Genomic DNA, 24,891 nt, shown 5'->3' on the forward strand with positions numbered 1-24,891 from the left:
TCAAGCATGGAAACTGCTTTCCTACGAATATCGTCTTCGTATATGAGTAGGGAGCGAGGGGAGACTTGGCCATGATAGAGGACGACGACAGCGATCGTTATCGCGCGCCTGCGCTTGATAAGGGTTTGGACATTCTTGAGCTTCTTTCCGGTATCGATGGTGGCCTCACGCAAGCGGAAATCGCCAAATTCCTCGGCCGCAGCCCCAATGAATTCTATCGCATGCTCGATCGCCTCGTACGCCGCGGATATGTGACGCGGCTTGAGGGCGATCGCTATTCGTTGACGTTGAAACTGTTCGGGCTTGCCCAGTTGCACGCGCCTGTCCGCCGCCTTGCTTCCTATGCGACGCCGCTGATGCGCGAACTCGCGGTGATGTCCAAACAAGCCAATCAGCTCAGCGTTTTCGACCGCGGCGCAGCCGTTGTCGTCGCCCAGCAGGAGGCACCGGATTATTGGGGCATTTCGATTCGTGTCGGTTCCCATATCAGCCTGTTCAACACCGGTTCCGGTCATGTGCTTCTGGCATTCCGCTCCAATGAAGAGCGCGCCTTGATGATCGCCGAGTACGAGCAGCATGCGGACGATATCGCCCAACCGCCTGATTTCCGCGAACGGCTCAACCAGATCCGCGAGCGCGGCTACGAGATCATGCCGAGCGCGCAGACGGCAGGGGTCTTCAACGTTTCAGCACCTGTACTCGGCCCGGACGGAAGGGCGATTGCCGCGTTGACCTGTCCCTATATTCAGTTGCTGAATATCCCGGATGCGCCGGGCGTCGAGGATGCCCGCAAAATGCTGGTAGCCACGGCGCAGAAACTCTCGGAGCTTGCCGGGGCGGATGTCGTCCATTCGAGTGTTCTGCGCCCGGCATGAAAGGAAGCAAGCAATGCCACACATGCCGATAATCGACACCCATCTGCATCTCATTGACCAATCGGTATTGTCTTACCCTTGGTTGTCCGGCACCGAAGCGCTGAACCGTAATTTTCTTTATGAGAAATATGCAGTTCAGGCCCATCGTGTCGGAATTACTCATGCGTTGCATATGGAGGTCGATGTCGCTCCGACGGACATACAGGCGGAGACGGATTACATTGTCGGTCTCGCGAAGCGCGGCGACAGCATCATAGCCGGTGCAATTTCGGCCTGCCGTCCGGAGGAACATGGCTTCAGGGTGTTTCTAGAGCGCCAACAGATCAACCCTCTGGTAAAGGGCTTCCGCCGCGTGCTGCATGTCATGCCCGACAACCTTTCGGAAGATCCGCTTTTCCGTGAAAATATACAAAAGCTTGGCGGCACGGGGCTTACGTTCGATCTGTGTGTCTTGCCGAGACAAATTGACAAGGCGATTGCCCTCGTCGATCTAGCGCCGGACGTGCAATTCATCCTCGACCATTGCGGCGTTCCGGACATCAAGGCCGGGGCCCTCGACGAATGGCGCGGCAAGATCAGCGATATTGCCAAGCGTCCGAATGTCACCGCCAAGATTTCCGGGGTAGTGGCCTATGCGGATGCAGAGACCTGGCGCGTCGAAACGCTGGCGCCTTACGTCAATCACGTCATAGAATCGTTCGGCTGGGATAGATTAGTGTGGGGCAGCGACTGGCCCGTCTGTACGCTTGGTGGAGGCCTCGCCACCTGGGTCGCAGCAACCCATGCTCTGCTTTCAGGCTGCAGCCAGGACGAAAAGACCAAGCTGTTTTCGGGAAATGCCCGCCGGATCTGGAATTTGAACTAGCGTCCCGTCTGAATAAGCTTGCCTGTCGTATCCTCGCGCTTTACCTCTGAAACTCACGATCAAGCTTGAGATGCGGAGAACCAATGGCGGCGGAAATAAGCGGACCTGACCTTCTAAGTGTAGTCGTGCTGCTTGGGGCTGGCGTCGTCGCCGTGCCGCTGTTCAAGCGGCTCGGGCTCGGTTCTGTTCTCGGCTACCTCGCCGCCGGTCTGGTTATAGGCCCGTTCGGCCTCAAGTTCTTCTCCGATCCGCAGACTATTCTGCATGTCGCGGAACTCGGCGTTGTCATGTTCCTCTTTCTCATCGGCCTCGAAATGCAGCCGTCCCGGTTGTGGGGACTGCGCAAGAGCATTTTCGGCCTCGGCGCGCTGCAGGTCGGCGTTTGCGCACTGCTTCTTACTGGCCTTGGCATTGCCACGGGCTTTCCGGTTGCCCAGTCGTTCGTCGCGGGCGCCGGTTTCGTCCTGACCTCCACGGCAATCGTCATGCAATTGCTGGAAGAGCGCGGCGAAATCGCCACACCGCAGGGCCAGCGCATGGTTTCGATCCTGTTGTTTGAAGACCTCACCATCGTTCCGCTTTTGGCATTGGTAGCGTTCCTTGCGCCAATGAGCGCCGAAACGGCTGGAGGATTGCGCTGGACCAACATCGGCATAGGCATCGGCGCGATTGCTGGCATCATTCTCGCCGGCAAATACCTGCTCAATCCGCTATTCAGGTTCCTCGCGCAGTCGCGCGCCCGTGAAGTCATGACTGCAGCTGCTCTGCTGGTCGTTCTCGGCGCTGCCCTGATCATGCAGTTCAGCGGCCTCTCCATGGCTATGGGGGCATTTCTCGCCGGTGTGCTTCTCTCCGAATCGACCTTCCGCCACCAGCTCGAAGCCGACATCGAACCTTTCCGCGGCATTCTGCTGGGGTTGTTCTTTCTTGCCGTCGGCATGTCGCTTGATCTAAGCGTCGTCGCAGCCAACTGGAAGATGGTGCTGTTTTACGTCGTTGCATTCAAGCTGGTTAAGGGTACCGGGATATATATCGTCGCCCGGCTGCTCAGCTCGTCCAATCGGGAGGCGCTGGAGCGCGCGGTCATCATGGCGCAAGGCGGCGAATTTGCCTTCGTCCTCTACGCCGCTGCCACGGCAGTCGGCATACTCGATGGCGAAGCCAATGCCATTTTGACGGCGATCATCATCTTCTCGATGGTGCTGACGCCGCTTCTCCTTGTCGCCTTGCGATATCTCGTGCCCGAGGAAAAACAGGACCTCCAGGAGGTCGACATTGCGGAGGGCCTTACCGGCAATGCCCTCATCATCGGCTTTGGCCGGTTCGGACAGATTTCCTGCCAGCCTCTGCTGATACGGGGCGTCGACATCTCCATCATCGACAATGACGTGGAGATGATCCAGGCTGCATCACAGTTCGGGTTCAAGGTCTATTATGGTGACGGCACGCGGCTCGATATTCTCCACGCGGCAGGTGCCGGGCGAGCGCAGGCGGTGCTGATCTGCGTCGACAAGGCCGAAACAATCCTGACAATCGCCAATCTGGTCAAGGCGGAGTTCCCGATGGTCCAGATCTATGCACGGGCCTATGATCGCGGCAATACCATCGAACTCATCAAACTCGGCGTCGATTTCCAGATGCGCGAGACGTTCGAATCCGCATTGATCTTCGGCGAAAATACCTTGGTGGGCCTGGGTGTAGACCCGCAGGAGGCGGCGGACATTACGGCAGACGTACGCCGCCGCGACGCCGAGCGTCTTGACCTGCAGCTTGCCGGCGGCATTCGCGCCGGCGCCGATTTGATGAGGGGCAACGCGCCGGTTCCGGGGCCATTGATCAAGCCGCGCCAGACCGGCCGCGCGCTCAACGAAGAGACTGCGAGCGTGCTGCCCGCCGCACAAAATGCCGACGCCAACTAAGACGGGGGAAACAGTCATGCCTGAGATCGAACAAACGGCCATCACCGGCATCGTCAATTTCTGGCGTGAAGCGGGTGAAGACAAGTGGTACGTCAAAGACGAGGAATTCGACGAGATTTGCCGCGAGCGCTTTCTCCAAGATCATTTCGCCGCCGCGCGCCGCGAATATGAAGGCTGGGTCGAAACGCCCGAAGGTGCGCTGGCCCTCATGATCCTGCTCGACCAGTTCCCGCGCAATTTCTTCCGCAACACCGGGCACATGTACGCGACCGACACGCTTGCCCGCCTTTATGCAGGCCGCGCCTTGGAAAAGGGGCACGACCTGTCATTCGAGCCGAAACTGCGCGCCTTCTTCTATCTGCCGTATATGCATTCCGAGAATGTCGATGACCAGCGCCGTTCGGTAGAGCTATGCCGTGAAGGTGCCCCTGACAATCTGGAATATGCCGACCACCATTATGACATCATCCGTCGCTTCGGCCGCTTCCCGCATCGCAATGCCATTCTCGGCCGCACCACCACCGAGGAAGAACAGGCCTTCCTCGATGGCGGCGGATTTTCGGGGTAGAGGCGGCGCTGGACGCCGCCCCTATTGCATTTCCGCTTAGAGGATGAAGAATTGTTGGGTCGGATCTCCGAATAAATTGCTCACATAGAAGGAAAAATTGCCTCCCTCTTCGTCGCCGTTCACATCGCCAAAAATGACACTGTAACCCTCCAAATCTCCCCCTCCGGGGAGGAAAGCCAGCTCGCCGGGTGCGCCGGTGAGGTCCTCTACGGATTCAACCCAAACAAATGCGTTGCTGCCTTCTGTGGTGGTGTCGGCATCAATCCGGGAGAGATCGATAATATCGCCATCGCCCCGGACAAAATCTTGTATGAACGTGCGCGCGGACGACAACTCTTCAACGGAAGCGAACACAAATTGATCCGCCCCTAATCCCCCATAAAGAGTTTCATTCCCACCGGCACCAAACCCGGCATACAGCAAATCATCGCCGTCGCCACCCACGAGGGTGTCGTTGCCACCGCCACCGAAGAGTTGGTCGTTTCCGCCGCGACCGTCGAGAAGATCATTACCGTCACCACCGAATAGTACGTGATCATTTGAATCGTCGATAAGACTATCGTCGAACGCCGTCAGGCTGTATCTCTCTATACTGGACACGTTGTAGAGCCGCTCCTCACCGTCGAACGTGTACCGCATTTGGCTTGTGCTCGCAGCAGTGGCTGCAAGCGACGCGGTTCCGTCCGTTAGTTCAATGTCTACTTTGTCAGAGCGCTCATGCATGTCCATGTGGTCGTACTCTTCGACATCGCCTTCGGCGACGTTAAATAATGCGCCTTCGCCGCCTTTAATTGAAGAACCACTAGCGCCGAAACCTTCGGTGTCACTCGCAACGTAACTGTTGATGCCAGGGCCGCCATCATATTCGTTGAGTCCTTCACTCGCGTACAGAGTATCGTCTCCCTCGCCGCCAAACGACCTATCGTCGCCAGGCCCGCACTTGATAGTGTCATTGCCGGCGCCGCCTTCGATAACATCATTGCCATCGCCGCCGTCCATGAAGTCATTGCCGCCACCGCCAGACATGAGATCGTTTCCAGCGTCGCCAAACGCAATATCGTTATCATCGCTGCCGAGGAAAACGTCATTCCCATCGTTGCCATGGGTCATACTGGTTTCGTCCTGAAGTGCAGCAAAACCGGCAACCGCAGCTGCACCGCCAATGCTCAAATGATCATCGCCATGGCCGCCGATCATCGTGTCCGCGCCGCCGCCGCCATCGGCGGTAAAGCCGGCAATACTGGCCGAGCCGTCGATGACGTCAGCGCCAGCGGTGCCGACGAATTTCTCGATAGATTTGAAAGTATCACCCGCCGCATCGCCGCCGCTGCTGACCCCGCCAAGCAAGAGATGCACCGGACTTGCACTGGTGGAATAATCGGCGGTATCCAAGCCATCGCCTCCGTAGAGCTCATCTGCGCCAGCGCCACCAATCAGAACGTCGTTACCGCCCATTCCGTACAGCTTGTCGTTGTCGGCAAGTCCCGCCAGGACATTCCTGTGAATGTTGCCGGTGAGCGTATCGTGAAAATTCGAGCCGACGACATTCTCAAATCCATTGATGGAATCGCCCTGCGCATGGTTGCCCGGGCCGGAACCAGAGCCGGAGGTTGTGCCGCCACCGCTATCGTTGAGTGTCACCTTCACGCTTGAACCCGATTGCGAATAGCCGAGCGTATCGCTGCCTGTAGTGCCATCTGGCTCGTTACCACCATTCATCGCGTCACCGCCGGCGCCACCTTCGATATAGTCATTGCCGGCTTGGCCATTGAGCGAGTCGCCGCCCGAGCCGCCCTCAACAATATCCGAGCCGCCACCGGCGTTGATCGAATCGCCGCCGCCGTTGCCGAGAATATGCTCGTTGGCATTTGTACCGCTGAAGGAATCGCCCCCCGGACCAAGCGGAATTTCGATCGTGCTTGGGTCTATGCCGAGAAGTTTCAGCAAATTGTTTGTAAGAGTGATAGCCATGATAGTCCTCCCGTTCGCGCTGTGCGGGGAAGACCATCGTTTCGGGGCCCCTCACCCCTCACAACTGCGGACTACATCATACGCCTTACTGTGGATTAAATAAAGATACTTACAGAAATTGCTCTTACTCGAAATATGTAATGCAAAAGAACTATATTCCCTTAGAGAAAGACTATACGTTAACTATTGAAAACGTTGCCGTTTTGGAACTATTACACGTAAGGCTACGAATGATCGCTAAAGGCAAGTTCTGATCCGCCTCTTGAATGGCAGCCTCCAGACTGTCATTATACACGTATCTGGCACCTTTCAATTTTCACAATGACAGCCAGTCAAACAGGGACTGACCGCGCATCAATGCCGGACGATCAATCTGAAGAGCCTCCAAGTCCGGACTTGCGAAGCATGCTGACCCTGCATGCGCAGTGTCAGCAAAAAGTTCCTGCGATTTCCCCATCCCGTCATTTTGCCTGCGCCGCAGCGTCATCCGCTTGCGCCGCTGCACGCTAGATCTATTTAAGGACCCGACAGCCCTATGGACTGGACACTGGACTGGATTGCCGACCCCAACGCCTGGATTGGCCTTGCCACGCTTATCGTGCTGGAGATCGTGCTTGGCATCGACAATCTCGTTTTCATAGCGATCCTCGCCGACAAACTGCCGCCGCATCAGCGCAACCGTGCCCGACTTGTTGGCCTCTCGCTGGCCCTGATCATGCGGCTGCTGCTGCTCGCCTCAATTTCGTGGGTCATCCAGCTGACCAAGCCACTGTTCAGCGTCGCTGGACTGGATTTTGCCGGGCGCGATATCATCCTCATTCTCGGCGGCGTCTTCCTGCTGTTCAAGGGCACGATGGAGCTGCACGAACGGCTGGAAGGTCATATGTCGGCCAAGGAAACCAATGTGGCGCATGCGGTGTTCTGGCAGGTCATTGCCCAGATCGTCGTCCTCGATGCCGTTTTCTCGCTCGATAGTGTCATCACAGCGGTGGGTATGGTGAAATATCTCGAGGTCATGATGATCGCGGTCGTCATTGCCGTTGGCGTCATGATGCTGGCAGCGAAACCGTTGATGATCTTCGTCAACAAGCATCCGACCGTCGTCATTCTCTGCCTCGGCTTCCTGATGATGATCGGTTTCAGCCTGATCGTCGAAGGCTTCGGCTTCCATATTCCGAAGGGTTACCTCTATGCCGCCATCGGCTTCTCGGTCCTTGTCGAGGCCGCCAACCAGATCGGCCGCCACAATCGCGAAAAGCGTATCACCACGATGGATCTGCGCGATCGCACGGCAGGCGCGGTCCTGCGGCTGCTCGGCGGCGGACGTAGCGATGCCCCGCACTCTGATACTTTGGATGTCATTGCTGAACACAGCGCAGCGGGAGATGTCTTCCATCCGGAAGAAAAGGAAATGATCCGCGGCGTGCTCGATCTCGTTGAGCGCCCGGTCCGTTCGATCATGTCGCCACGCAATGAAGTGGAATGGCTGGATCTCGACGAGACCAACGAAGAGCTGCTCGCCGAAATCCGCACCCTCGCCCACAGCCGTGTTGTGCTTGCCCGCGGCCGCGTCGATGAATTCGTCGGCGTTGCGCTCACCAAGGATCTGCTTTTCGCCATTCTCGACGGTGGCAAGATCGATTGGGAAAAGGTGACCCGGCAGCCGCTCATCTTCCATGAAAACGCCAATGTGCTTCGCGTCATGGAACAGTTGCGGGGTTCATCGGTGCAGATGGGCGTGATCCTCGATGAGCATGGCTCGTTCGAAGGGGTGGTCACGCCAACGGATATCCTCGAAGCCATCGCCGGCGACTTCCCCGAAGAGGGTGAGGAAAGCCCGATCCTTGAGCGTTCGGAAGATGGCAGCATGGTGGTTGACGCCTATATCGACATTCGCCGTCTTGGCGGGCTTATAGATCGTGATCTGGTCGATGACGGAGACCGCTATACGACGCTCGCCGGCTATATTTTATGGAACCTCGGTCACATACCGGCCGAAGGTGAGAGGCTCACCGTCGACGATCTCGAATATGAGATCGTCGAGATGGATGGCCGCAATATCGGCAAGGTACGGATTTCGCCCACGCAAACGGCAGCGTTCATTTAGGCATCAGTTTTCCACTGTAAAACATATTTGTTGACGCCATTTTAACATCGTATACCATATCTAGTGTTCGAGGTTCTTTTGATTCTCTCGCAGGGTCAAAAGCTAAGACGGGAATACGGTGCGTTGAACCTAGCGGTTTGGCAAAGCCGGAGCTGCCCCCGCAACTGTATGCGGCGAGCATTTGTTCGATAACGCCACTGAAATGCGCCATTTCGGGAAGGCTGAGCAAATGCAACGACCCGCAAGCCAGGAGACCTGCCTCGATCGAAAGAGTCCACCGGCGGGGTGCCGGGAAGGTCGCGATCATGTGACGGAATATATCCGGCATGCCGCTTCCCCTGAACCTCTCCAATGAGTCAACCACGGGGTGAAACCATGTTCAGGCTTTTGAATATATTGAAGCGCGAGTAGTCGGACGGCGGAAGCCCTCTGAAGCATCAGCAAGTATCCCCTTTCCGATCGATATTAACGGGCAATGGCTGTTGTCCGGCCACCCTTTCTATGTCTGAAAACAACGAGGAAATCATGCACATCATCGTTTACAGCAAACCCGCCTGCGTCCAGTGCACAGCGACGACCCGGGCCCTTGATCGTCAGGGCATGGAATATGATGTCGTCGACGTGTCGGCGGACATGGCAGCATTCGAACTGGTTCAGAGCCTCGGGTACCGTCAGGTGCCTGTGGTGATCGCCGGCGAAACTCACTGGGCCGGGTTTCGCCCCGACATGATCAGCGCGCTCGTATAGGCCTATGGGCGGAATCATCTATTTCTCGAGCCAGTCGGGAAACACCCATCGCTTTGTCAGCAAGCTCGGTCTGCCCTCGACGCAGATTCCTGTCAGCCCCAAGTGCGGTGAGTGCGTGACCCGGGAACCATTTGTCCTGATCGTTCCGACCTATTCGGGTGAGGGCGGCAAGGGGGCGGTTCCCAAACAGGTGATCCGGTTCCTTAATAGTGTCGAGAACCGTTCGAACCTTCGCGGCGTCATCGCCGCGGGCAATAGCAACTTCGGTGCGACCTTCGGGATCGCAGGCAACATCATCTCTGCAAAATGCCAGGTACCCTACCTCTACAGGTTCGAGCTTCTGGGTACCGAGGACGATGTCAACAATGTCAGACACGGATTGGAACGATTTTGGACACGCTCACACTCGACTATGCTTTGAAGGGTGCTGCCGAAACAACGCTGGACTACCATGCGCTGAACGCGATGCTGAACCTCTATGACGAGGATGGAAAAATTCAGCTCGACAAGGACAGGCTGGCGGCAAAACAGTATTTTCTGCAACATGTGAACCAGAACACTGTCTTCTTCCATAATTTGCGGGAGAAGCTCGATTATCTGGTGACCGAGGGATATTATGAGCGTGAGGTGCTGGACCAGTATTCGTTCAACTTTGTCCGCGATCTCGTCGACCATGCCTATGCCAGGAAGTTTCGTTTCCCGACTTTCCTCGGCGCTTTCGAATATTACACCAGCTATACGCTGAAGACGTTCGACGGGAAGCGCTATCTTGAGCGCTATGAAGACCGCGTCTGCATGGTGGCCTTGGCATTGGCGCAAGGTAGTGAACAACTTGCCCAGGATATGGTCGATGAGATCATCTCCGGCCGCTTCCAGCCGGCAACGCCCACCTTTCTCAACGCAGGAAAGAAGCAGCGTGGCGAGCTCGTGTCCTGCTTCCTGCTTAGGGTCGAGGACAATATGGAGTCGATCGCAAGAGGCATCAATTCCGCCTTGCAGCTGTCAAAGCGCGGCGGCGGCGTTGCCCTGTCGCTCACCAATATCCGCGAGGCAGGTGCGCCGATCAAGCAGATCGAAAACCAGTCTTCCGGCATCATTCCGGTGATGAAGCTCCTGGAAGACAGTTTCTCCTATGCCAACCAGCTTGGTGCGCGGCAGGGCGCAGGCGCCGTTTATCTCAACGCGCACCATCCCGACATCATGCGCTTCCTCGACACCAAGCGCGAAAACGCTGACGAGAAGATCCGCATTAAGACGCTGTCGCTCGGCGTGGTGGTTCCAGACATTACCTTCGAACTGGCAAAGAACAATGAGGATATGTACCTCTTCTCGCCCTACGATGTGGAACGTGTCTACGGGGCGAGCTTCACTGAAACCTCGGTCACGGAAAAATACCGGGAGATGGTCGCGGACAGCCGCATCCGCAAGAAAAAGATTAAGGCGCGGGAATTCTTCCAGGTGCTGGCCGAAATCCAGTTTGAGAGCGGCTATCCCTACATCATGTTCGAGGACACGGTGAACCGCGCAAACCCGATTGCCGGACGTATCACCATGAGCAATCTCTGCTCGGAAATCCTGCAGGTGAGCGAGGCCAGCGAATATAATGATGATCTTTCCTACAAACATATGGGCAAGGATATTTCCTGCAATCTTGGCTCGCTGAACATCGCCGCCACGATGGATTCAGCCGATTTCGGCAAGACCATTGAAACGTCGATAAGGGCGCTGACCGCCGTTTCAGATATGAGCCATATTGCGTCGGTTCCTTCGGTGGAAAAGGGTAACGATGACAGCCATGCGATCGGGCTCGGACAGATGAACTTGCACGGGTATCTCGCCCGCGAACGCATCTATTACGGCTCTGAAGAAGGTGTGGATTTCACCAACATCTATTTCTACACAGTGACCTATCATGCGATCCGCGCATCGAACCGCATCGCTGTCGAGCGCGGCACGAGCTTCAAAGGCTTTGAAAACTCGAAATATGCCGCCGGCGATTACTTCGAAAAATATACCCTGAAGGAATGGCTGCCCTTGACCGAGCGGGTACGTGAACTGTTCGAGACCGCAGGCATTCACATCCCGACGAAGGAAGACTGGCTGGCATTGAAGGAAGCCGTGATGACGTCCGGTCTCTATAACCAGAACCTGCAGGCGGTACCGCCGACAGGATCGATCTCCTATATCAACCATTCGACGTCTTCGATCCACCCTATCGTTTCCAAGATCGAGATTCGCAAGGAAGGCAAGATCGGCAGGGTCTACTATCCTGCCTCGTTCATGACCAATGACAATCTCGACTACTACCAGGACGCCTATGAGATCGGGCCGGAAAAGATCATCGACACCTATGCGGCTGCGACGCAGCATGTGGACCAGGGTCTTTCTCTGACTTTGTTCTTCCGCGATACGGCCACGACGCGCGACATCAACCGGGCTCAGATTTATGCCTGGAAGAAGGGCATCAAGACTATTTACTACATCCGACTTCGGCAGATGGCGTTGTCCGGCACGGAAGTGCAGGGCTGCGTATCCTGCGCACTTTGATATTCGGGGGAACGAAATGAACATTCAAATAAAGACCAAGGCTCCCAAGACTTCCGCATCGGTGCGCGCGATCAACTGGAACCGCATCGACGACGACAAGGATCTTGAGGTCTGGAACAGGCTGACGGGAAATTTCTGGCTACCGGAAAAGGTCCCGCTATCGAATGACATCCCGTCCTGGGCGGCGCTCAAGCCGGAAGAGCAGCAACTGACTATTCGCGTCTTTACCGGATTGACGCTGCTCGACACAATCCAGACCAGCATCGGCGCGCCGAAGCTGATGGAAGATTCAATCACGCCCCACGAGGAGGCAGTCTATTCCAACATCTCCTTCATGGAGGCGGTGCACGCCCGCTCCTATTCATCGATCTTCTCGACATTGTGCTCGACCTCCGATGTCGACGACGCCTATCGCTGGTCGGAGCAAAACGAGCATCTGCAGAAAAAATCGGCGCTTATTCTCGAGCAATACAGCGATCCCGATCCTCTGAAATGCAAGATCGCCAGCGTTTTCCTTGAAAGCTTCCTGTTCTATTCCGGTTTCTATCTGCCGATGTTCTGGTCGAGCCGGGCAAAGCTCACAAATACAGCCGACATGATCCGCCTGATCATCCGCGACGAGGCTGTCCATGGGTACTATATCGGCTACAAATTCCAGCGTGGGCTGGCGCGCTTGAGCGACGAGCGCCAGCAAGCGATGAAAGAGTTCGCCTTCGAATTGCTGCTGGAGCTTTATGACAACGAGGCCAAATATACCGAAGCGCTCTATGATGGCGTCGGGCTGACCGAGGATGTTAAGAAGTTCCTGCACTACAACGCCAACAAGGCACTGATGAACCTCGGTTACGAAGCCCTGTTCCCGCCTGAGGCCTGCAGGGTCAATCCGGCGATCTTGTCGGCGTTGTCGCCCAATGCCGACGAAAACCATGACTTCTTCTCGGGTTCCGGCTCGTCCTACGTCATCGGTAAAGCTATCGCAACCGAAGACGAGGACTGGGATTTCTAGAAAAGAACGCGATCCGAGCCGCCGATTGTTCGACGGCTCGGATCGGCTTTTTCAGCCAGCCTGCATTGGCCGCCTTGGGTTTTATCCTCGGAGGCCTCTTTGGCGCTTTGAATTGATTATGGTACCGATTCACTGAAAAGCTGCGAACCAACGTGCTGCCCGCAAAAAGCCGAGATGTTATCTCTTATTCGCATCTTTCGGGGTTCGAGCCAGCAAGCGATGCTGGGCATGACCTGATATCCTCGAAAGGTGTCGACACAGATGCGCCTGTTACTGATCGAAGATGACGTGATCCTTGGATCGTCGTTGAAGAAAGCGCTGGAGAAACATGCCTATGGCGTGGATTGGATACAGGACGGGGAATCCGGGCTTGCCGCGCTTGAGGACCTGATCTTCAGCGTCGTCGTACTCGATGTCAATTTGCCGAAGCTCGACGGAATCAATGTGCTGAGAGCAGCGCGGCAAAAAAAGAACATGGTTCCGATCCTGCTGCTGACGGCGCGGGATACTCCGCTACAGAAGGTTGAAGGCCTTGATAGCGGCGCTGACGATTATCTCGTCAAGCCCTTTGATCTCGATGAGCTGCTAGCACGGCTTCGAGCGCTGATAAGGCGGCGGGACGGACGTCCGGATGTGGTCCTGAAGTGCAGAGATGTTGAAGTCGATCCTGCCGCCATGGTGGTGCGCAGCACATCGGGGCAAGTCGCGATGACCGCCAAGGAGTTTCAGATGCTGAAGCTCCTCATGGAACGCGCCGGCAAGTACGTTACGAAGAGCGATATCGAATATGCGCTTTATAGCGCTGAAAGCGCTGTAGAAAGCAATACGACGGAAGTCGTGATCTACAATCTGCGGAAGAAGCTTGGCAGCGACTTCATCAAGTCGATCCGCGGCGTGGGATACATGGTCGAGCAATGATCAGATCGACGCTGACGCGCAAACTGTTTTTCAGGATTGCGCCAACAATTTTGATTACTATCGCCCTGATCGGGGCGTTCGCCTTCCGCAGCGCCACGCGCGAAATCAACAATATCTATGACGCACAATTGATCAACGACGCGAATGTTCTTTGGACGCTGCTGGAACGCCAGGTTGAAAAGCCTGGCATTCATAAATCCAAGCAGGTCAATGATATTGATTTGGCGATGGGCAACCAGCTCGCAATGAACGAGGATGCGGATGACTATGCCGACGCCCATATGTTCCGTGCATGGAAGGACGGGGAGATTGAGGTTTTCTCGAGCACCGCATTCCCGAAGACGGTTCCCGAGCAGCGAGCGGGTTTTACAGACGTGAATTACGGCGGCGAAGACTGGCGGGTGTACGCGCTGCCAATTCCGCAAACGACGATTACCGTGGAAGTTGGAGAAAAGCTTGCCCTTCGCAAATCGCTTGTGTCAAATATTCTCCTGAACCTGTCTTTTCCATTGCTGGTCCTCTTCCCGCTCATCGCAGTCTTGATCTGGTTCGGGATCAGGAGCGGGCTCAGCGCGATGCACGGATTGGTGCGCCAAATCCGCAGTCGTTCCCCGGATGACCTGTCTGTCATTCCCGTCGATACGTTGCCGAGGGATCTTTCTCCCCTCGGCAGATCGATAAATCAGCTTCTCGGCAAGCTTGACCGCTCACTGACGGCGGAGAGGCGTTTCGCCGATCACGCTGCCCATCAACTGCGAACTCCTCAGACATCTCTCAAGTTGTTGCTCCAAATGCTGGCGAATGCCGAGAGTGAGCAGGAACGCAAGGCTATCATCGGCGACCTCGTGGCGAGTAATGAACAGGCGATGCACCTGATCGAGCAACTGCTTCGCGCCGCTCGTGTTAGCCATCAGCCGATGCTGTTGAAAAGCGTTTCGTTGTATAACACCGTGGCTTCGGTCATAGGCGAGTTCGGCAACATGATTCATCTCAAGAGACTTGAGGTTTCGCTGCACGGCGATGAAAATGCGCAGGTCAATGCGGACGAGCCTCTCCTTCGCCTGATGATTGCCAACCTCGTAGACAATGCAATCAAATACTCCCCCGTCGGCGGAACCATCGAAGCATCGATCACACCCAAGAACGAGTCTTGGCTGCTATCCATCAGCGACAGCGGGCCAGGAATAGCGGCGCAACATCGCGAAGCCGTGTTTCGGCGCTTCTACCGGGTCGATACGCCACAGGCCGAGGGATCGGGATTGGGATTGGCGATCGTTGCCGACATAATTGACCGTTTCTCCGCCACTATCGCACTGAACGCTGCAGGATCAGGCAAAGGTTTGAGCGTAGACGTGCTGATGCCGAGAGCATAGCGCGCGTCTTCAGGCGATTTCAGTTTCATTTCATTTTGGCATAATTCTGCACTCAGGCACGGCTGATAGAACCCCCGCACGATTGTGCAAGGAGTTTTTTGAATGCACGTGTTTTGCGATTTCGATGGAACGATTTCGGTCGAGGATGCGACCGATTTTGTGCTCTCAAACTTGGCCGATCCCGCATGGCAAGCCATAGAACAAGAATGGCTGGACGGCGAGATCGGTTCTGCCGAATGCATGCGCCGCCAGGTCGCTCTGATTCGCGCCAAGCAGCATGAACTCGATGATGTGCTTGAAGATGTCGTTATTGACCCGACGTTTCCCGCCTTCGCAGATTTCTGCAGCCGACACGCTATGCCGCTTACGATCGTGAGTGACGGCGTCGATTATTTCATCAAACAAATTCTCGTGCGCACCAACCTCAGCCATATTCCGGTGATCGCCAACAAGCTGACGATCGTCAATCCGGAAGGAAAGCCATCCTACCATCTGGCTTCTCCCCACGCCGATCCGGATTGTTTGTCAGCAGCGGGGGTTTGCAAATGCAGATCGCTGACACCGCGTGACTTGCGGGTCTACGTCGGTGACGGCCGCTCGGATTTCTGCGTTTCACATCAACCGGAGTTGGTCTTCGCAAAGGGGGAACTGGCTGACTACTGTTTTGCCGAGGATATCCCCTTCATTGCGTACGAGACCTTTGCCGATCTCACCCACAGCCTCAAGAGCGCTGTTCCAGGCCTGTCGGCCAATGCTCTCAGCACACCGCGCCACGCCGCCGCATAACCAACAAGCGAGAACCTGAATGAACACAAATTTTATCCTGAAGCAGCCCGAGCTCGTATCTCCGCTGCCGAACTCGGAACTCGAATTGCGTCTGCTTGAGGAAACCTATTGTTCTCACGGCGATACGGTCCATTACGCCCAGGAGCCGAGCTTTTTCGAATCGTGCGAAGGCTCGTACCTTTACGACAGCAAGGGTACGCCGTTCCTTGATCTGCAGATGTGGTATTCGGCGGTTAATTTTGGTTACCGCAACCCGCGCCTGAACGCCGCCGCACATCGGCAGCTGGACACGCTGCCTCAGGTGGCATCGCAATATCTGCACAGGGAAAAGGTCGAACTAGCGGCCATGATTGCTCAAGACGCAGAACGGAAATTCGGCACGAAAGGACGGGTTCATTTCAATGTCGGCGGCTCGCAGGCCATCGAGGATTCGCTGAAACTCGTGCGCAACTATTCAGGCGGAAAGAGCCTGATGTTCGCCTTCGAGGGCGGCTATCACGGGCGCACGCTTGGTGCCTCGGCGATCACGTCGAGCTATCGCTATCGGCGTCGTTACGGGCACTTCGGCGAGCGCGCGCAGTTTATTGAATTTCCCTATCATTTCCGTGGCCCGAAAGGCATGAGCAAAGAAGAATACGGCCACCAATGCGTGCAGAAGTTCGCCCGCCTGTTCGAGAGCGAATATAACGGCGTCTGGGATCCCAAGGCGGGCAAGGCGGAGTTTGCCGCCTTCTATGTCGAACCCATCCAGGGCACTGGCGGCTATGTCATTCCTCCCATGAACTTCTTCAAGGAGCTCAAGCAGGTGCTCGATCAGCATGGGATCATGCTTGTGGTCGATGAAATCCAGATGGGCGTCTACCGGACGGGCAAGATGTGGTCGATCGAACATTTCGGTGTCAGCCCGGACATCCTCGTCTTCGGCAAGGCAATCACCAATGGTCTCAATCCGCTTTCGGGCGTCTGGGCGAAGGAAGAAATAATCAACCCAGGTATTTTCCCTCCAGGTTCAACGCATTCTACCTTCGCCAGCAACCCGATGGGAACCGCCGTAGCACTGGAAACCATGAAAATGCTCAAGGAAGAGGATTTCGGTGCGACTATCATCGAGAAAGGCGCTTACTTTCTCGACGGACTGAAGGAGCTGCAGAAACGCCACCGGATCATCGGCGATGTGGATGGCCTCGGCCTCGCCTTGCGTGTCGAAATATGCACTGAGGATGGGTTCACCCCGGACAAGTCGACGATGGACTGGCTTTGCGACGAGGGGATGAAGGGTGATCTAAGTGTCGGCACGAACATGTACGGTCTCGTGCTGGATGTTGGCGGTTACCACAAGAATGTCATCACCCTTGCCCCCAACCTCCTGATCAGCCGCGAAGAGATAGATCTTGCCCTGACGCTGCTGGATCAGCTTTTTATCAGGGCTTCGAAACGATAGGCCGATGCAACTTCTGCTCCTCCATCTCGATGATGCGCTTGAGTTGCAGCCCGACTTCATCCGCGCCTGCCTGAACGCTGGCGCGTACGAGTTACAGGCTGAGAATGAAGGGCGGGCGATCAGGCTTTGGGGCAAAAACCCTGATTTGCATGCCGTTCGGACCAAGCTCGCGCGCAGGATGCTGCGGAGAAAGGATGCGCACCTGTGTTTCATGGGGTCGGGTGATTTTCATCACGTCACTGCGCTGCTGCTCGACGTTGCCCTCGAAAAGGATGGAAAGCCGGCCACGGTAATCCATTTCGACAACCATCCCGATTGGGTTCATTTCAAGGATGGCATCCATTGCGGCTCATGGGTCAACAGGGCATTGGAACATTCCCAGGTTCGCAAGGTCATCACTGTCGGCGTATGCAGCGATGACCTGAAGAAGCCTGAACGGAAGGGAGCAAATCTTTCGCTGCTCAAAAAAGGCAAGCTTGAGCTCTATCCCTACGATCACCCACCGAGCAGGGTCAAAAAGGAATATGGGTCGGGGTCGAGCTACCAGCAGGATTCCGGCTCGCTCAGCTGGAACACCATTGCCGCTATTGGTGAGCAAAATTTCGTCGATCGCCTCTTGTCACGGATTGAGACTGAAGCCGTCTATCTGACGATCGACAAGGATGTGCTGGCTCACACTGATGCGGTCACAAACTGGGATCAAGGCAGCATGAGGCTGCCATATCTTCTGAATTTGATAAGTGAGATAGGCTGCCGCCACCGCATTGTCGGTGCAGATGTCACCGGCGACTACTCATTTCCCGCTTATGGCGGCGGGTTATGGACGATGCTGATGAAGCACGGCGAGATTCTGCTGGATCAGCCCCGACGCCCCTCGGATGCGCGTCTTGCGACCAACATCAACTCCGCAGGCAATCACGCCCTTCTCGAAATTCTTTCGCAGGCCATGTCATGAGCGGCACCCTGACCCTGCCAATGGTGGCGCTGATCAGTTTTTGCATTGTTGCGGAAATGGCGCGTGAGGTCTGTTTCAAACAGGCCGCGCACGCTTCGACGCTTCGTCAGGCACTGGTGAAACCCGCCACCTGGGTGGGAATTGTCTTTTGGGCAGTGGAGCTGTTCGCATGGATGATGGTGCTCGAACACGTGCCGCTGTCCATCGCCTTTCCAATGATGGCGCTGAGCTATGTCGTCATCGTTGTCGCCGGAGCCTGCTTTTTCAAGGAACACGTCAATCTGCGTCACGCGGCTGGAGTTCTTCTCATCACGGCCGGCGTGACGTGCGTTGGAGCAACAGGACTATGAAACTCTTCAAACACACCAAATGGGATGCCGCTCCCGTTATCGCGGCAGTCGCTCACCTATTCTTCAATATCTACCTCATCGCCGGATTTCACAGCCGCCCGCTGTGGTTGTCCTTAGTTCTGGGGTGCGTCTACGCTGTCTCGATCTCGTGGAATATCAACAGCATCTCCCACAATTTCATTCACACACCCTATTTTGCCGCGCGCCAGCTGAACTATGCCTTCAGTCTGCTGGAATCGATCACGATCGGTTTTTCGCAGACCTACTATCACTGGATCCATATGCGCCATCATTCCGGCAACAGCGACAAGCCGAATGAAAAGGGTGAGACAATCGATTGGTTGTCGATTTACAGACACGGCAAAAACGGCGAACCGGAGAACGTTTGGAGCTACACATTCCTCAGCTTTTTTCGCGACGATATCGGCGACATTCACAGAGGCATTGCCCGCACTCGGCCGTTCGACGCGAAATGGGGCCGCTTCGAGCTTTACGCGTTCTTTGGCGTGGTCGGTCTCGCTTTGATCTATGACTGGCGGGCTGTCCTGTTCTTCGTGCCATTCTACTATTTTGGCAATTGCCTGTCGTCGCTCAACGGCTATTACGAGCATCTTCACGGCGATCCGGAAGAACCGATAGCGTGGGGGGTCAGCAGTCACAATCGTTTCTACAACTGGCTGTGGTTCGGCAACGGTTACCACGCCGAGCATCATTATCGTCCGCGCACACATTGGACAAAACTCCGCTCCTTCCACGAACAGATCGCGGACCAGCAAGAAGAAGCCGGGGTCCACGTCATCAGCACGTGCCACGCGCTGGGATTCATGGCTAAGGAAAACCGCGAGTTGGAAATATCGAATGCAGATCGCTGACCCTTTTGGATATTTCATGGAGGGCACCAACGGTAAAGGCGTCCTTCTTGTGCATGGTCTGACTGGTGCACCCACGGAAATGCGGCTTGTGGCGCGACAACTGAATCGTCGGGGCTATACGGTCTATGCACCGCTTCTCGCCGGTCATGGTGGCGATGTCTACAGGTTGCGCGGCACGCGTTGGCAGGATTGGCTGGGAAGTGTCGAGCAGGCCGTGGAGCAGTTGACCGCCTATACGAACGAGATATTTGCTGCCGGCATCTGCGTCGGTGGCAAGCTGGCGCTTCTGGCTGCCCACGAGCAGCCCGGAATGCTCAAGGCCGTGGCGATTTACTCTCCATGCTTCCTCTATGACGGCTGGAATGTGCCGTTCTATTACCCGTTGCTGTCGCGCAACATCACCTGGTTGGCACATGTCCCATTCTTGGATCGCCTGAATTTCAACGAGACTTCGGCACTCGGCGTCAAAGACCAGCGTATGCGCCGGATGATGGAAAACATGTCCAAAGAGGGCGTAATCGAGAAATTCCCCGGCAAAGGCCTGGTCGAGATGTATCGCCTCGGAAGAGCGCTCAAGCGCGAGCTGCCGCATATGATGACGCCAACGCTCATCCTGCATTCAAGGGAGGATGATCTCAGCAGCCCTGCCCATGCCCGCTATATCAGTGACCATATCGGGGCCCCGAACGAGCTTCGCTGGATCAATGACAGCTATCACATGATCCATCTCGATCGGCAGCACAGGCAGGTCGCGAATCTTACTGCCGATTATTTTGGAGTGAGCCATGTTTCAGACCGTCTCTGAATCGACGCTCCGCGGGACAAGGTTACCGGCGAAAGACAACCCGCTCGTACAAACGCGCGTTGTGAATTCCATCCGGGAAGTCGGCAAGGAAGCGTGGAATGCCTGTTTCGAAGATGAGGTCGAAGATTTCGATTGCCTTCTCGCAATCGAAGAGGCCGGGATCGAAGGTTTCGCCTGGCGCTATGTAACGGTAATTGAGAACGGGATAGTGGTCGCCGCCATGCCGGCGTTCATTACCAGTTACCAGCTTGAGACGACGTTGGAAGCAGGACCTGTGCGCCGTTTCATTCGTCGGATGCGAGGCTTCCTTCCCGGTATCCTCACGTTGAAGCTCGCGTGTCTTGGCTCGCCCTGTACGGAAACTGGCAAGCCAGGCTTTTGTGCCAACGTTCCTCCGGAACGCCAGCCTGATTTGTTGGCAAGACTTATTGCCGGGTTCGAGAAGCACGCGGACGATGAAGGTTGTTCCCTGCGGGGCGTAAAGGATATTCCTGAACCGTGTGCGCCGGCGTTTGCGCCGGTATTCGCGCAATCAGGTTTCGCTTCCATTCCCGGGCTTCCGACAGCTTGTCTTGATGTCGATTTTCACTCCATCGAAAGCTATCTGAGCCGCTTGTCCTCTGGAACCCGCAAGGACATGCGCCGGAAACTGAAATCGTTTGATCGCATCAGGATCGAGACACGAACCGAACTGGCAGACGTCATGCCGCGTGTCTTGGCTCTTTATAATGCGACACGAAACCGGAGTGAATGGCAGTTCGAAGCTCTCACCGCGGCGTATTTTGCCGGCATTCTCGACCGTATGTCCGGGAAGTCATTCTGCACCTTGTATTTTGCAGAAGACAAGCTGCTGGCGGCTAACATTCTCGTTCACAACGAAAGCACGCTGATCGACAAGTTCTTCTGCATGGACGGAGAGGAAGGGCGTGCCTACGATCTTTATTATCTAAGCTGGTTCGCCAATCTGCGGTATTGCATCGACCACCGCGTTGCCCGCTATCAGAGCGGTCAGGCCTACTACGAAAACAAACTGCGGCTCGGCAGCAGGCTCACTGCAAACACAATGTATTTCAAGCATCGGAACAGGGCCGTCCAATGGTTGCTCACACTTGTATCGCCGATGTTTGGCGTAGACGAGCCTAAGGGAGCGTCTTCATGAACGGCCAGCGCCTTTCCTGGTTCGCCATTCCGGTGCTGAACACGTTGTTTCAGATTTTCATCAAGCTTGCTGCCGATGCAGTGAGTGGTCATGCCAGCGGTTGGTTTTCCGGATCGCTTGCATCGCCCTGGCTCCTTGCGGCCATTGCAGTTGAAATCGTTTGTTTCCTGATCTGGATGCAGGTGCTGTCGGAGCTTGATCTGAGCAAGGCGTTTCCGCTTTCTGCTTTAAGTTACGTGCTGGTCCTCCTGTCGAGTTGGCTTTATTTCCGGGAACAGATCATTGTGCTTCAGTTGATTGGAAGCGCGCTCATACTTGGCGGTGTGTGGCTGATCGGGACAGCCTCCGGACGCAGCAGCCCTCAGCAAAACACGCAACAAATCAAGTTCCCGCCAGTTACGACAATGCGAGCCAGACGATGACCCAGGTCCAGTTCCAAAACTCCACTTCCGGCAGGCACACAACGCCATCGGCACTTGCCGATCGTGCATTGCATGCTGCGCTTCTTCGCATCGTCAGCACAGGTCGCCTGACTGTCACGACTTCGAAGAACAAAAGATTGTCATTCGGAGATGGCAGCGGGCCCGCGGTATCGGTGAGGTTTACCGATAGCCGGGCACAGTGGGCCCTTTTGGCCGACGCAGATATGCGGCTTGGCGAGCTTTTCATGGATGGCCGTCTTATCGTCGATGAGGGCTCCATCTATGACTTCATCGCACTGCTGTTGCGTGAAGCCCAGAACACCACTCATCCTTGGCCAGCGCGTTTCATAGACGCTCTGCGCGCCAGGTTCCGCAAGCTGAAGCAGCCCAACTTGCCCGGCCGTTCGAAGCGCAATGTCGCACATCACTATGATCTCGACGGTCGGCTTTACGAGCTGTTTCTTGACGTGGACCGTCAATATTCCTGCGCCTATTTCGAACATCCCGATCAGTCGCTTGAGGAAGCACAATTGGCGAAGAAGCGGCATCTGGCGGCTAAACTCCTGCCCGAACCGCATCAGCGGGTTCTGGATATCGGCTGCGGTTGGGGCGGTCTTGCGCGGCATATCGGTGCAAGGGTGACGAACGGCGAAGTACTGGGAATAACCCTGTCCGAAGAACAGCTTGCATATGCGCGATCATCGTTGGACCAGATGGACGATCGTGTTTCATTCGAGCTGCAGGACTATCGCCACCTGAAAGGCCGGTTCGACAGAATTGTTTCGGTCGGCATGTTCGAACATGTCGGCGCCGCGTCATACGCGACATTCTTCAAAACATGCGCAAGACTGCTTGATGATGATGGCGTCATGGTTCTCCACACGATCGGCTGTTCGTCCACGCCAGGCTTCACCACACCGTGGCTGAGCAAGTACATTTTCCCGGGCGGGTATATTCCCTCGCTCTCCGAAATTGTTCCGCACATCGAAAAAGCCGGATTGATCGTCACCGACGTGGAGGTACTGAGGCTCCACTATGCCTCCACGCTCAAAATCTGGCGGGAGCGTTTCATGGCGAAGCGCGAGGCAGCCAAAGCGCTTTATGACGAACGGTTCTGCCGGATGTGGGAGTTTTATCTGGCTGCGGCCGAGGCAGCGTTCCGATATGAGGATCTTGTCGTATTCCAGATTCAGATAGCCAAGCGCAATACTGCTGTTCCCATAACGAGGAACTACATTCGTGACGACGAGTTAAATGCAGCGAGGAATCTTCAAGCGCTTTTCCCGGCACCGTGACCCAGGATCAAAATCCGATATGGAAGGAACGGCTCAGAACAATGCCGATCGTATTCTGATTAGGCGATCCAATGTCGGTAACAATCGGGCTGTCAGCAGCATCACCGACCAGCCTGTCGAATTTATCGTAGACCAGCAAACTCGTTTTGGGATTGATCTGATAGGTCGCACCAACAACAAAGCCAACGGATTTGAACCCTGCGTCCGGCGAGAATGCGCTCAGGCTACCGTTATCCAGTGCTTCGGCACTACTTACGCGGAAACTGTTTTCCATGTACGTCGCATCGGCGAACGAGGCCCGGGGACCTGCCGAGAGCAGAAACTTGTCGCCAACCGGCTGGAACCAATCGACCGCAAAATCCGCGACAAAACCGTCATCGCTCTGAACGCCCTGCCGGGCTTCGGCTCGTATTCGCAGCCGGTTGTCGATAAGCCAATATTGTCCAAAGGCACCTACGTCGACGCTCCAGTCGATTTCGTGCACGCCGTGCACATCTGTGTGGGAACGGCTGCCTCTGATATTGGCGGCGGGTCCAAGTTCAAGCCCGCCAAGCTCTATCAAGGAGAAATCGATGCTGTCGTCTGGAGCGCTCAAACCCGCTGGTTCGTTGGCCCGGCGGATATCGAAATTCGGTACAAAGCTAAAGTCATTGTCTCCCGACCCCTCAAACGTCGGCCCGTATTCGGTTCCGGCACCCAAGGTTACAATCCAGCCCGGGTTCTCTTCGACCGTCGTGACTGCCGGCTTGTCCGCAGCGATGGACGCCGTGGCGGACGAGAGTGTTGCTAACAGACCAAACTGCAGCGTCCTTGTCAGCCACCTGACGCGCGCTCGATCGACAGGTAGCGTCATTGTACCTTCCCCATCCGACATGCTTCGCCCCACGAATTTGCATCCGACGAGACTTTAGTGTCACTAACAGACGAACGCGTCAAGATTGGCAATGATGCGGCAGTTGCCGTCGTTAGTTAGCTGCCGAGAATGGCCTTTTTGAACGTCGCGATATTGTGGTGCATCATGTCGATATAAGTTGCTGCACCTTCGTCAGGCTTGGAAAGCGCATCCGAGAACAGCGTACCGCCGACGTTTAGTTTGGTTTCGCTGGCGATCTGCTCGATCAGACGCGGATTGGTGATGTTCTCGACGAAGATTGCCGATGCCTTGTCTTCCTTGACCTGTTTGATCAGTGCAACGATATCTGCAGCCGATGCTTCCGAGTCAGTCGAAATTCCCTCGGGAGCCAGGAATTTCAGGCCATATTCATGCTGGAAATAGCCGAATGCGTCATGCGACGTGATAATCAGGCGTTTTGACTCCGGGATCGAGGCAATAGCCGCCTTTACTTCCGCCTCTGTGGCGTCGAGCTTCTTTGTATAAGCCGCCGCATTGGCCTTGTAGCTGTCGCAGTCGGTTGCGTCCGCCGTGCAGAAAGCGTCAACGATATTCTGGACATAGATCTTGGCATTGCGGATCGACTGGAAGGCGTGCGGGTCGTATGCGCCGTGCTCCTCGGTTGCCGAAGCTTCACCGGCCCCGTGATCATGATCCTCCTCGGCGCTCTTGATTGGCTCGACGCCCTTGGTCAGTTCGACGATGGGAGCCTTGGTGGCGCTCGCCTCAACGAGGCGCGGCAAGAAGCCTTCGAAATGCAGGCCGTTTACCAATACCACATCTGCCCCGGCCACCGCCACCGCATCGGACGGCTTCGGTTCATAGACGTGGGCGTCGCCGTCCGGCCCAACCAGCGTCGTCAGTGAAATCTTGTCGCCGCCAACATTTTTGGCAAAGTCGGATATGACCGTGAAACTGGAGACAACCTTCAAGGCTTCCGCCGATGCCTGGGAGTAACTGGCGGTCAGTAATAGTATAACGTTCAATCCCGTGGCGAGTTTAAGGGCCTTCATCATAG

At 55.8% G+C, this 24,891-nt stretch carries 23 protein-coding genes and 1 riboswitch; of the genes, 20 read left to right on the forward strand and 3 right to left on the reverse strand.

Annotated elements, in window-relative coordinates:
- Positions 1 to 71: 71 nt before the first annotated feature.
- The 4 genes from FHS21_RS08360 to FHS21_RS08375 all read left to right on the forward strand — a co-directional run bounded on the left by FHS21_RS08360 (position 72) and on the right by FHS21_RS08375 (position 4,227).
- Positions 72 to 875 (forward strand): IclR family transcriptional regulator, encoded by an 804-nt coding sequence (locus FHS21_RS08360; RefSeq protein ID WP_210283428.1) that lies wholly within the window; start codon positions 72 to 74, stop codon positions 873 to 875.
- Positions 876 to 888: 13 nt separating this feature from the next.
- On the forward strand, positions 889 to 1,740 hold the full coding sequence (locus FHS21_RS08365) for an amidohydrolase family protein (protein WP_112530454.1): 852 nt from the start codon (positions 889 to 891) through the stop codon (positions 1,738 to 1,740).
- 83 nt (positions 1,741 to 1,823) lie between these two features.
- Entirely contained in the window at positions 1,824 to 3,659 is a 1,836-nt protein-coding gene (locus FHS21_RS08370) for a monovalent cation:proton antiporter-2 (CPA2) family protein (RefSeq protein ID WP_112530452.1), read from the forward strand.
- 16 nt (positions 3,660 to 3,675) lie between these two features.
- Positions 3,676 to 4,227 carry a DUF924 family protein gene (locus FHS21_RS08375; RefSeq protein ID WP_112530450.1) on the forward strand — a complete coding sequence of 184 codons (552 nt, stop codon included), beginning with the start codon at positions 3,676 to 3,678 and terminating at the stop codon, positions 4,225 to 4,227.
- 36 nt (positions 4,228 to 4,263) lie between these two features.
- Here the strand turns inward: FHS21_RS08375 and FHS21_RS31160 are convergent, their stop codons facing one another.
- Positions 4,264 to 6,198 carry a calcium-binding protein gene (locus FHS21_RS31160; protein WP_162701942.1) on the reverse strand — a complete coding sequence of 645 codons (1,935 nt, stop codon included), beginning with the start codon at positions 6,196 to 6,198 and terminating at the stop codon, positions 4,264 to 4,266.
- 535 nt (positions 6,199 to 6,733) lie between these two features.
- Between FHS21_RS31160 and FHS21_RS08385 the strand changes: the two genes are divergently transcribed.
- The 16 genes from FHS21_RS08385 (at position 6,734) to FHS21_RS08460 (ending at position 22,981) form a co-directional block, all read left to right on the forward strand.
- Positions 6,734 to 8,305, forward strand: a complete 1,572-nt coding sequence (locus FHS21_RS08385) for a TerC family protein (protein ID WP_112530446.1) — start codon at positions 6,734 to 6,736, stop codon at positions 8,303 to 8,305.
- 53 nt (positions 8,306 to 8,358) lie between these two features.
- A riboswitch (cobalamin riboswitch) is annotated at positions 8,359 to 8,582 on the forward strand.
- 248 nt (positions 8,583 to 8,830) lie between these two features.
- Positions 8,831 to 9,052, forward strand: coding sequence for a glutaredoxin-like protein NrdH (gene nrdH / locus FHS21_RS08390; protein WP_112530733.1), 222 nt, complete (start codon positions 8,831 to 8,833; stop codon positions 9,050 to 9,052).
- Positions 9,053 to 9,056: 4 nt separating this feature from the next.
- Positions 9,057 to 9,473 (forward strand): class Ib ribonucleoside-diphosphate reductase assembly flavoprotein NrdI, encoded by a 417-nt coding sequence (nrdI, locus tag FHS21_RS08395; protein ID WP_112530444.1) that lies wholly within the window; start codon positions 9,057 to 9,059, stop codon positions 9,471 to 9,473.
- Positions 9,443 to 11,599, forward strand: coding sequence for a class 1b ribonucleoside-diphosphate reductase subunit alpha (gene nrdE / locus FHS21_RS08400; RefSeq protein WP_183661629.1), 2,157 nt, complete (start codon positions 9,443 to 9,445; stop codon positions 11,597 to 11,599). The genes nrdI and nrdE overlap by 31 nt, the downstream gene beginning before the upstream one ends.
- A gap of 16 nt (positions 11,600 to 11,615) precedes the next feature.
- Positions 11,616 to 12,605 carry a class 1b ribonucleoside-diphosphate reductase subunit beta gene (gene nrdF / locus FHS21_RS08405; protein ID WP_112530440.1) on the forward strand — a complete coding sequence of 330 codons (990 nt, stop codon included), beginning with the start codon at positions 11,616 to 11,618 and terminating at the stop codon, positions 12,603 to 12,605.
- 261 nt (positions 12,606 to 12,866) lie between these two features.
- A complete protein-coding gene (locus FHS21_RS08410) occupies positions 12,867 to 13,523 on the forward strand; it encodes a response regulator transcription factor (protein WP_112532675.1) in 657 nt (218 codons plus the stop codon).
- Positions 13,520 to 14,896: a sensor histidine kinase gene (locus FHS21_RS08415; protein ID WP_183661631.1), complete on the forward strand. Its 1,377-nt coding sequence runs from the start codon at positions 13,520 to 13,522 to the stop codon at positions 14,894 to 14,896. The genes FHS21_RS08410 and FHS21_RS08415 overlap by 4 nt, the downstream gene beginning before the upstream one ends.
- A 102-nt stretch (positions 14,897 to 14,998) precedes the next feature.
- The gene (locus tag FHS21_RS08420) at positions 14,999 to 15,682 is read left to right on the forward strand and encodes an MtnX-like HAD-IB family phosphatase (RefSeq protein WP_183661632.1); all 684 of its coding nucleotides are present in this window, start codon (positions 14,999 to 15,001) and stop codon (positions 15,680 to 15,682) included.
- A 19-nt stretch (positions 15,683 to 15,701) separates the two neighbouring features.
- Entirely contained in the window at positions 15,702 to 17,123 is a 1,422-nt protein-coding gene (locus FHS21_RS08425) for an aspartate aminotransferase family protein (RefSeq protein WP_183661633.1), read from the forward strand.
- Positions 17,124 to 17,127: 4 nt separating this feature from the next.
- Positions 17,128 to 18,078: an arginase family protein gene (locus FHS21_RS08430; RefSeq protein WP_112532671.1), complete on the forward strand. Its 951-nt coding sequence runs from the start codon at positions 17,128 to 17,130 to the stop codon at positions 18,076 to 18,078.
- Entirely contained in the window at positions 18,075 to 18,428 is a 354-nt protein-coding gene (locus tag FHS21_RS08435) for an EamA family transporter (RefSeq protein ID WP_112532670.1), read from the forward strand. The genes FHS21_RS08430 and FHS21_RS08435 overlap by 4 nt, the downstream gene beginning before the upstream one ends.
- Complete coding sequence (locus FHS21_RS08440) at positions 18,425 to 19,300, forward strand: fatty acid desaturase family protein (RefSeq protein WP_112532669.1); 876 nt, start codon at positions 18,425 to 18,427, stop codon at positions 19,298 to 19,300. The genes FHS21_RS08435 and FHS21_RS08440 overlap by 4 nt, the downstream gene beginning before the upstream one ends.
- Positions 19,287 to 20,105, forward strand: coding sequence for an alpha/beta hydrolase (locus FHS21_RS08445; protein WP_112532668.1), 819 nt, complete (start codon positions 19,287 to 19,289; stop codon positions 20,103 to 20,105). The genes FHS21_RS08440 and FHS21_RS08445 overlap by 14 nt, the downstream gene beginning before the upstream one ends.
- Entirely contained in the window at positions 20,086 to 21,264 is a 1,179-nt protein-coding gene (locus FHS21_RS08450) for a peptidogalycan biosysnthesis protein (RefSeq protein ID WP_183661634.1), read from the forward strand. Before FHS21_RS08445 ends, FHS21_RS08450 begins: the two co-directional genes overlap by 20 nt.
- Positions 21,261 to 21,686: an EamA family transporter gene (locus FHS21_RS08455; RefSeq protein WP_112532666.1), complete on the forward strand. Its 426-nt coding sequence runs from the start codon at positions 21,261 to 21,263 to the stop codon at positions 21,684 to 21,686. Before FHS21_RS08450 ends, FHS21_RS08455 begins: the two co-directional genes overlap by 4 nt.
- Positions 21,683 to 22,981, forward strand: a complete 1,299-nt coding sequence (locus FHS21_RS08460; RefSeq protein ID WP_112532665.1) for a cyclopropane fatty acid synthase — start codon at positions 21,683 to 21,685, stop codon at positions 22,979 to 22,981. The genes FHS21_RS08455 and FHS21_RS08460 overlap by 4 nt, the downstream gene beginning before the upstream one ends.
- Positions 22,982 to 22,988: 7 nt before the next feature.
- Here the strand turns inward: FHS21_RS08460 and FHS21_RS08465 are convergent, their stop codons facing one another.
- A complete protein-coding gene (locus tag FHS21_RS08465) occupies positions 22,989 to 23,834 on the reverse strand; it encodes a MipA/OmpV family protein (RefSeq protein ID WP_183661635.1) in 846 nt (281 codons plus the stop codon).
- Positions 23,835 to 23,950: 116 nt separating this feature from the next.
- Positions 23,951 to 24,889, reverse strand: coding sequence for a zinc ABC transporter substrate-binding protein AztC (aztC, locus tag FHS21_RS08470; protein WP_112531635.1), 939 nt, complete (start codon positions 24,887 to 24,889; stop codon positions 23,951 to 23,953).
- Positions 24,890 to 24,891: the final 2 nt, after the last annotated feature.

The organism is Phyllobacterium trifolii, from assembly GCF_014192095.1.
Taxonomy (GTDB): Bacteria; Pseudomonadota; Alphaproteobacteria; order Rhizobiales; family Rhizobiaceae; genus Phyllobacterium; species Phyllobacterium trifolii.

Bases quoted from the DNA above. Each gene is read 5' to 3' on its own strand.
- FHS21_RS08460 (WP_112532665.1), top strand. From the start codon at position 21,683: ATGACCCAGGTCCAGTTCCAAAACTCCACTTCCGGCAGGCACACAACG.
- FHS21_RS08465 (WP_183661635.1), bottom strand. From the start codon at position 23,834: ATGACGCTACCTGTCGATCGAGCGCGCGTCAGGTGGCTGACAAGGACG.
- FHS21_RS08410 (WP_112532675.1), top strand. From the start codon at position 12,867: ATGCGCCTGTTACTGATCGAAGATGACGTGATCCTTGGATCGTCGTTG.
- FHS21_RS31160 (WP_162701942.1), bottom strand. From the start codon at position 6,198: ATGGCTATCACTCTTACAAACAATTTGCTGAAACTTCTCGGCATAGAC.
- FHS21_RS08425 (WP_183661633.1), top strand. From the start codon at position 15,702: ATGAACACAAATTTTATCCTGAAGCAGCCCGAGCTCGTATCTCCGCTG.
- FHS21_RS08385 (WP_112530446.1), top strand. From the start codon at position 6,734: ATGGACTGGACACTGGACTGGATTGCCGACCCCAACGCCTGGATTGGC.
- FHS21_RS08455 (WP_112532666.1), top strand. From the start codon at position 21,261: ATGAACGGCCAGCGCCTTTCCTGGTTCGCCATTCCGGTGCTGAACACG.
- FHS21_RS08445 (WP_112532668.1), top strand. From the start codon at position 19,287: ATGCAGATCGCTGACCCTTTTGGATATTTCATGGAGGGCACCAACGGT.
- FHS21_RS08450 (WP_183661634.1), top strand. From the start codon at position 20,086: ATGTTTCAGACCGTCTCTGAATCGACGCTCCGCGGGACAAGGTTACCG.
- nrdI (WP_112530444.1), top strand. From the start codon at position 9,057: ATGGGCGGAATCATCTATTTCTCGAGCCAGTCGGGAAACACCCATCGC.
- aztC (WP_112531635.1), bottom strand. From the start codon at position 24,889: ATGATGAAGGCCCTTAAACTCGCCACGGGATTGAACGTTATACTATTA.
- FHS21_RS08365 (WP_112530454.1), top strand. From the start codon at position 889: ATGCCACACATGCCGATAATCGACACCCATCTGCATCTCATTGACCAA.
- nrdF (WP_112530440.1), top strand. From the start codon at position 11,616: ATGAACATTCAAATAAAGACCAAGGCTCCCAAGACTTCCGCATCGGTG.
- FHS21_RS08370 (WP_112530452.1), top strand. From the start codon at position 1,824: ATGGCGGCGGAAATAAGCGGACCTGACCTTCTAAGTGTAGTCGTGCTG.
- FHS21_RS08375 (WP_112530450.1), top strand. From the start codon at position 3,676: ATGCCTGAGATCGAACAAACGGCCATCACCGGCATCGTCAATTTCTGG.
- FHS21_RS08435 (WP_112532670.1), top strand. From the start codon at position 18,075: ATGAGCGGCACCCTGACCCTGCCAATGGTGGCGCTGATCAGTTTTTGC.
- FHS21_RS08415 (WP_183661631.1), top strand. From the start codon at position 13,520: ATGATCAGATCGACGCTGACGCGCAAACTGTTTTTCAGGATTGCGCCA.
- FHS21_RS08440 (WP_112532669.1), top strand. From the start codon at position 18,425: ATGAAACTCTTCAAACACACCAAATGGGATGCCGCTCCCGTTATCGCG.
- FHS21_RS08430 (WP_112532671.1), top strand. From the start codon at position 17,128: ATGCAACTTCTGCTCCTCCATCTCGATGATGCGCTTGAGTTGCAGCCC.
- FHS21_RS08420 (WP_183661632.1), top strand. From the start codon at position 14,999: ATGCACGTGTTTTGCGATTTCGATGGAACGATTTCGGTCGAGGATGCG.
- nrdH (WP_112530733.1), top strand. From the start codon at position 8,831: ATGCACATCATCGTTTACAGCAAACCCGCCTGCGTCCAGTGCACAGCG.
- FHS21_RS08360 (WP_210283428.1), top strand. From the start codon at position 72: ATGATAGAGGACGACGACAGCGATCGTTATCGCGCGCCTGCGCTTGAT.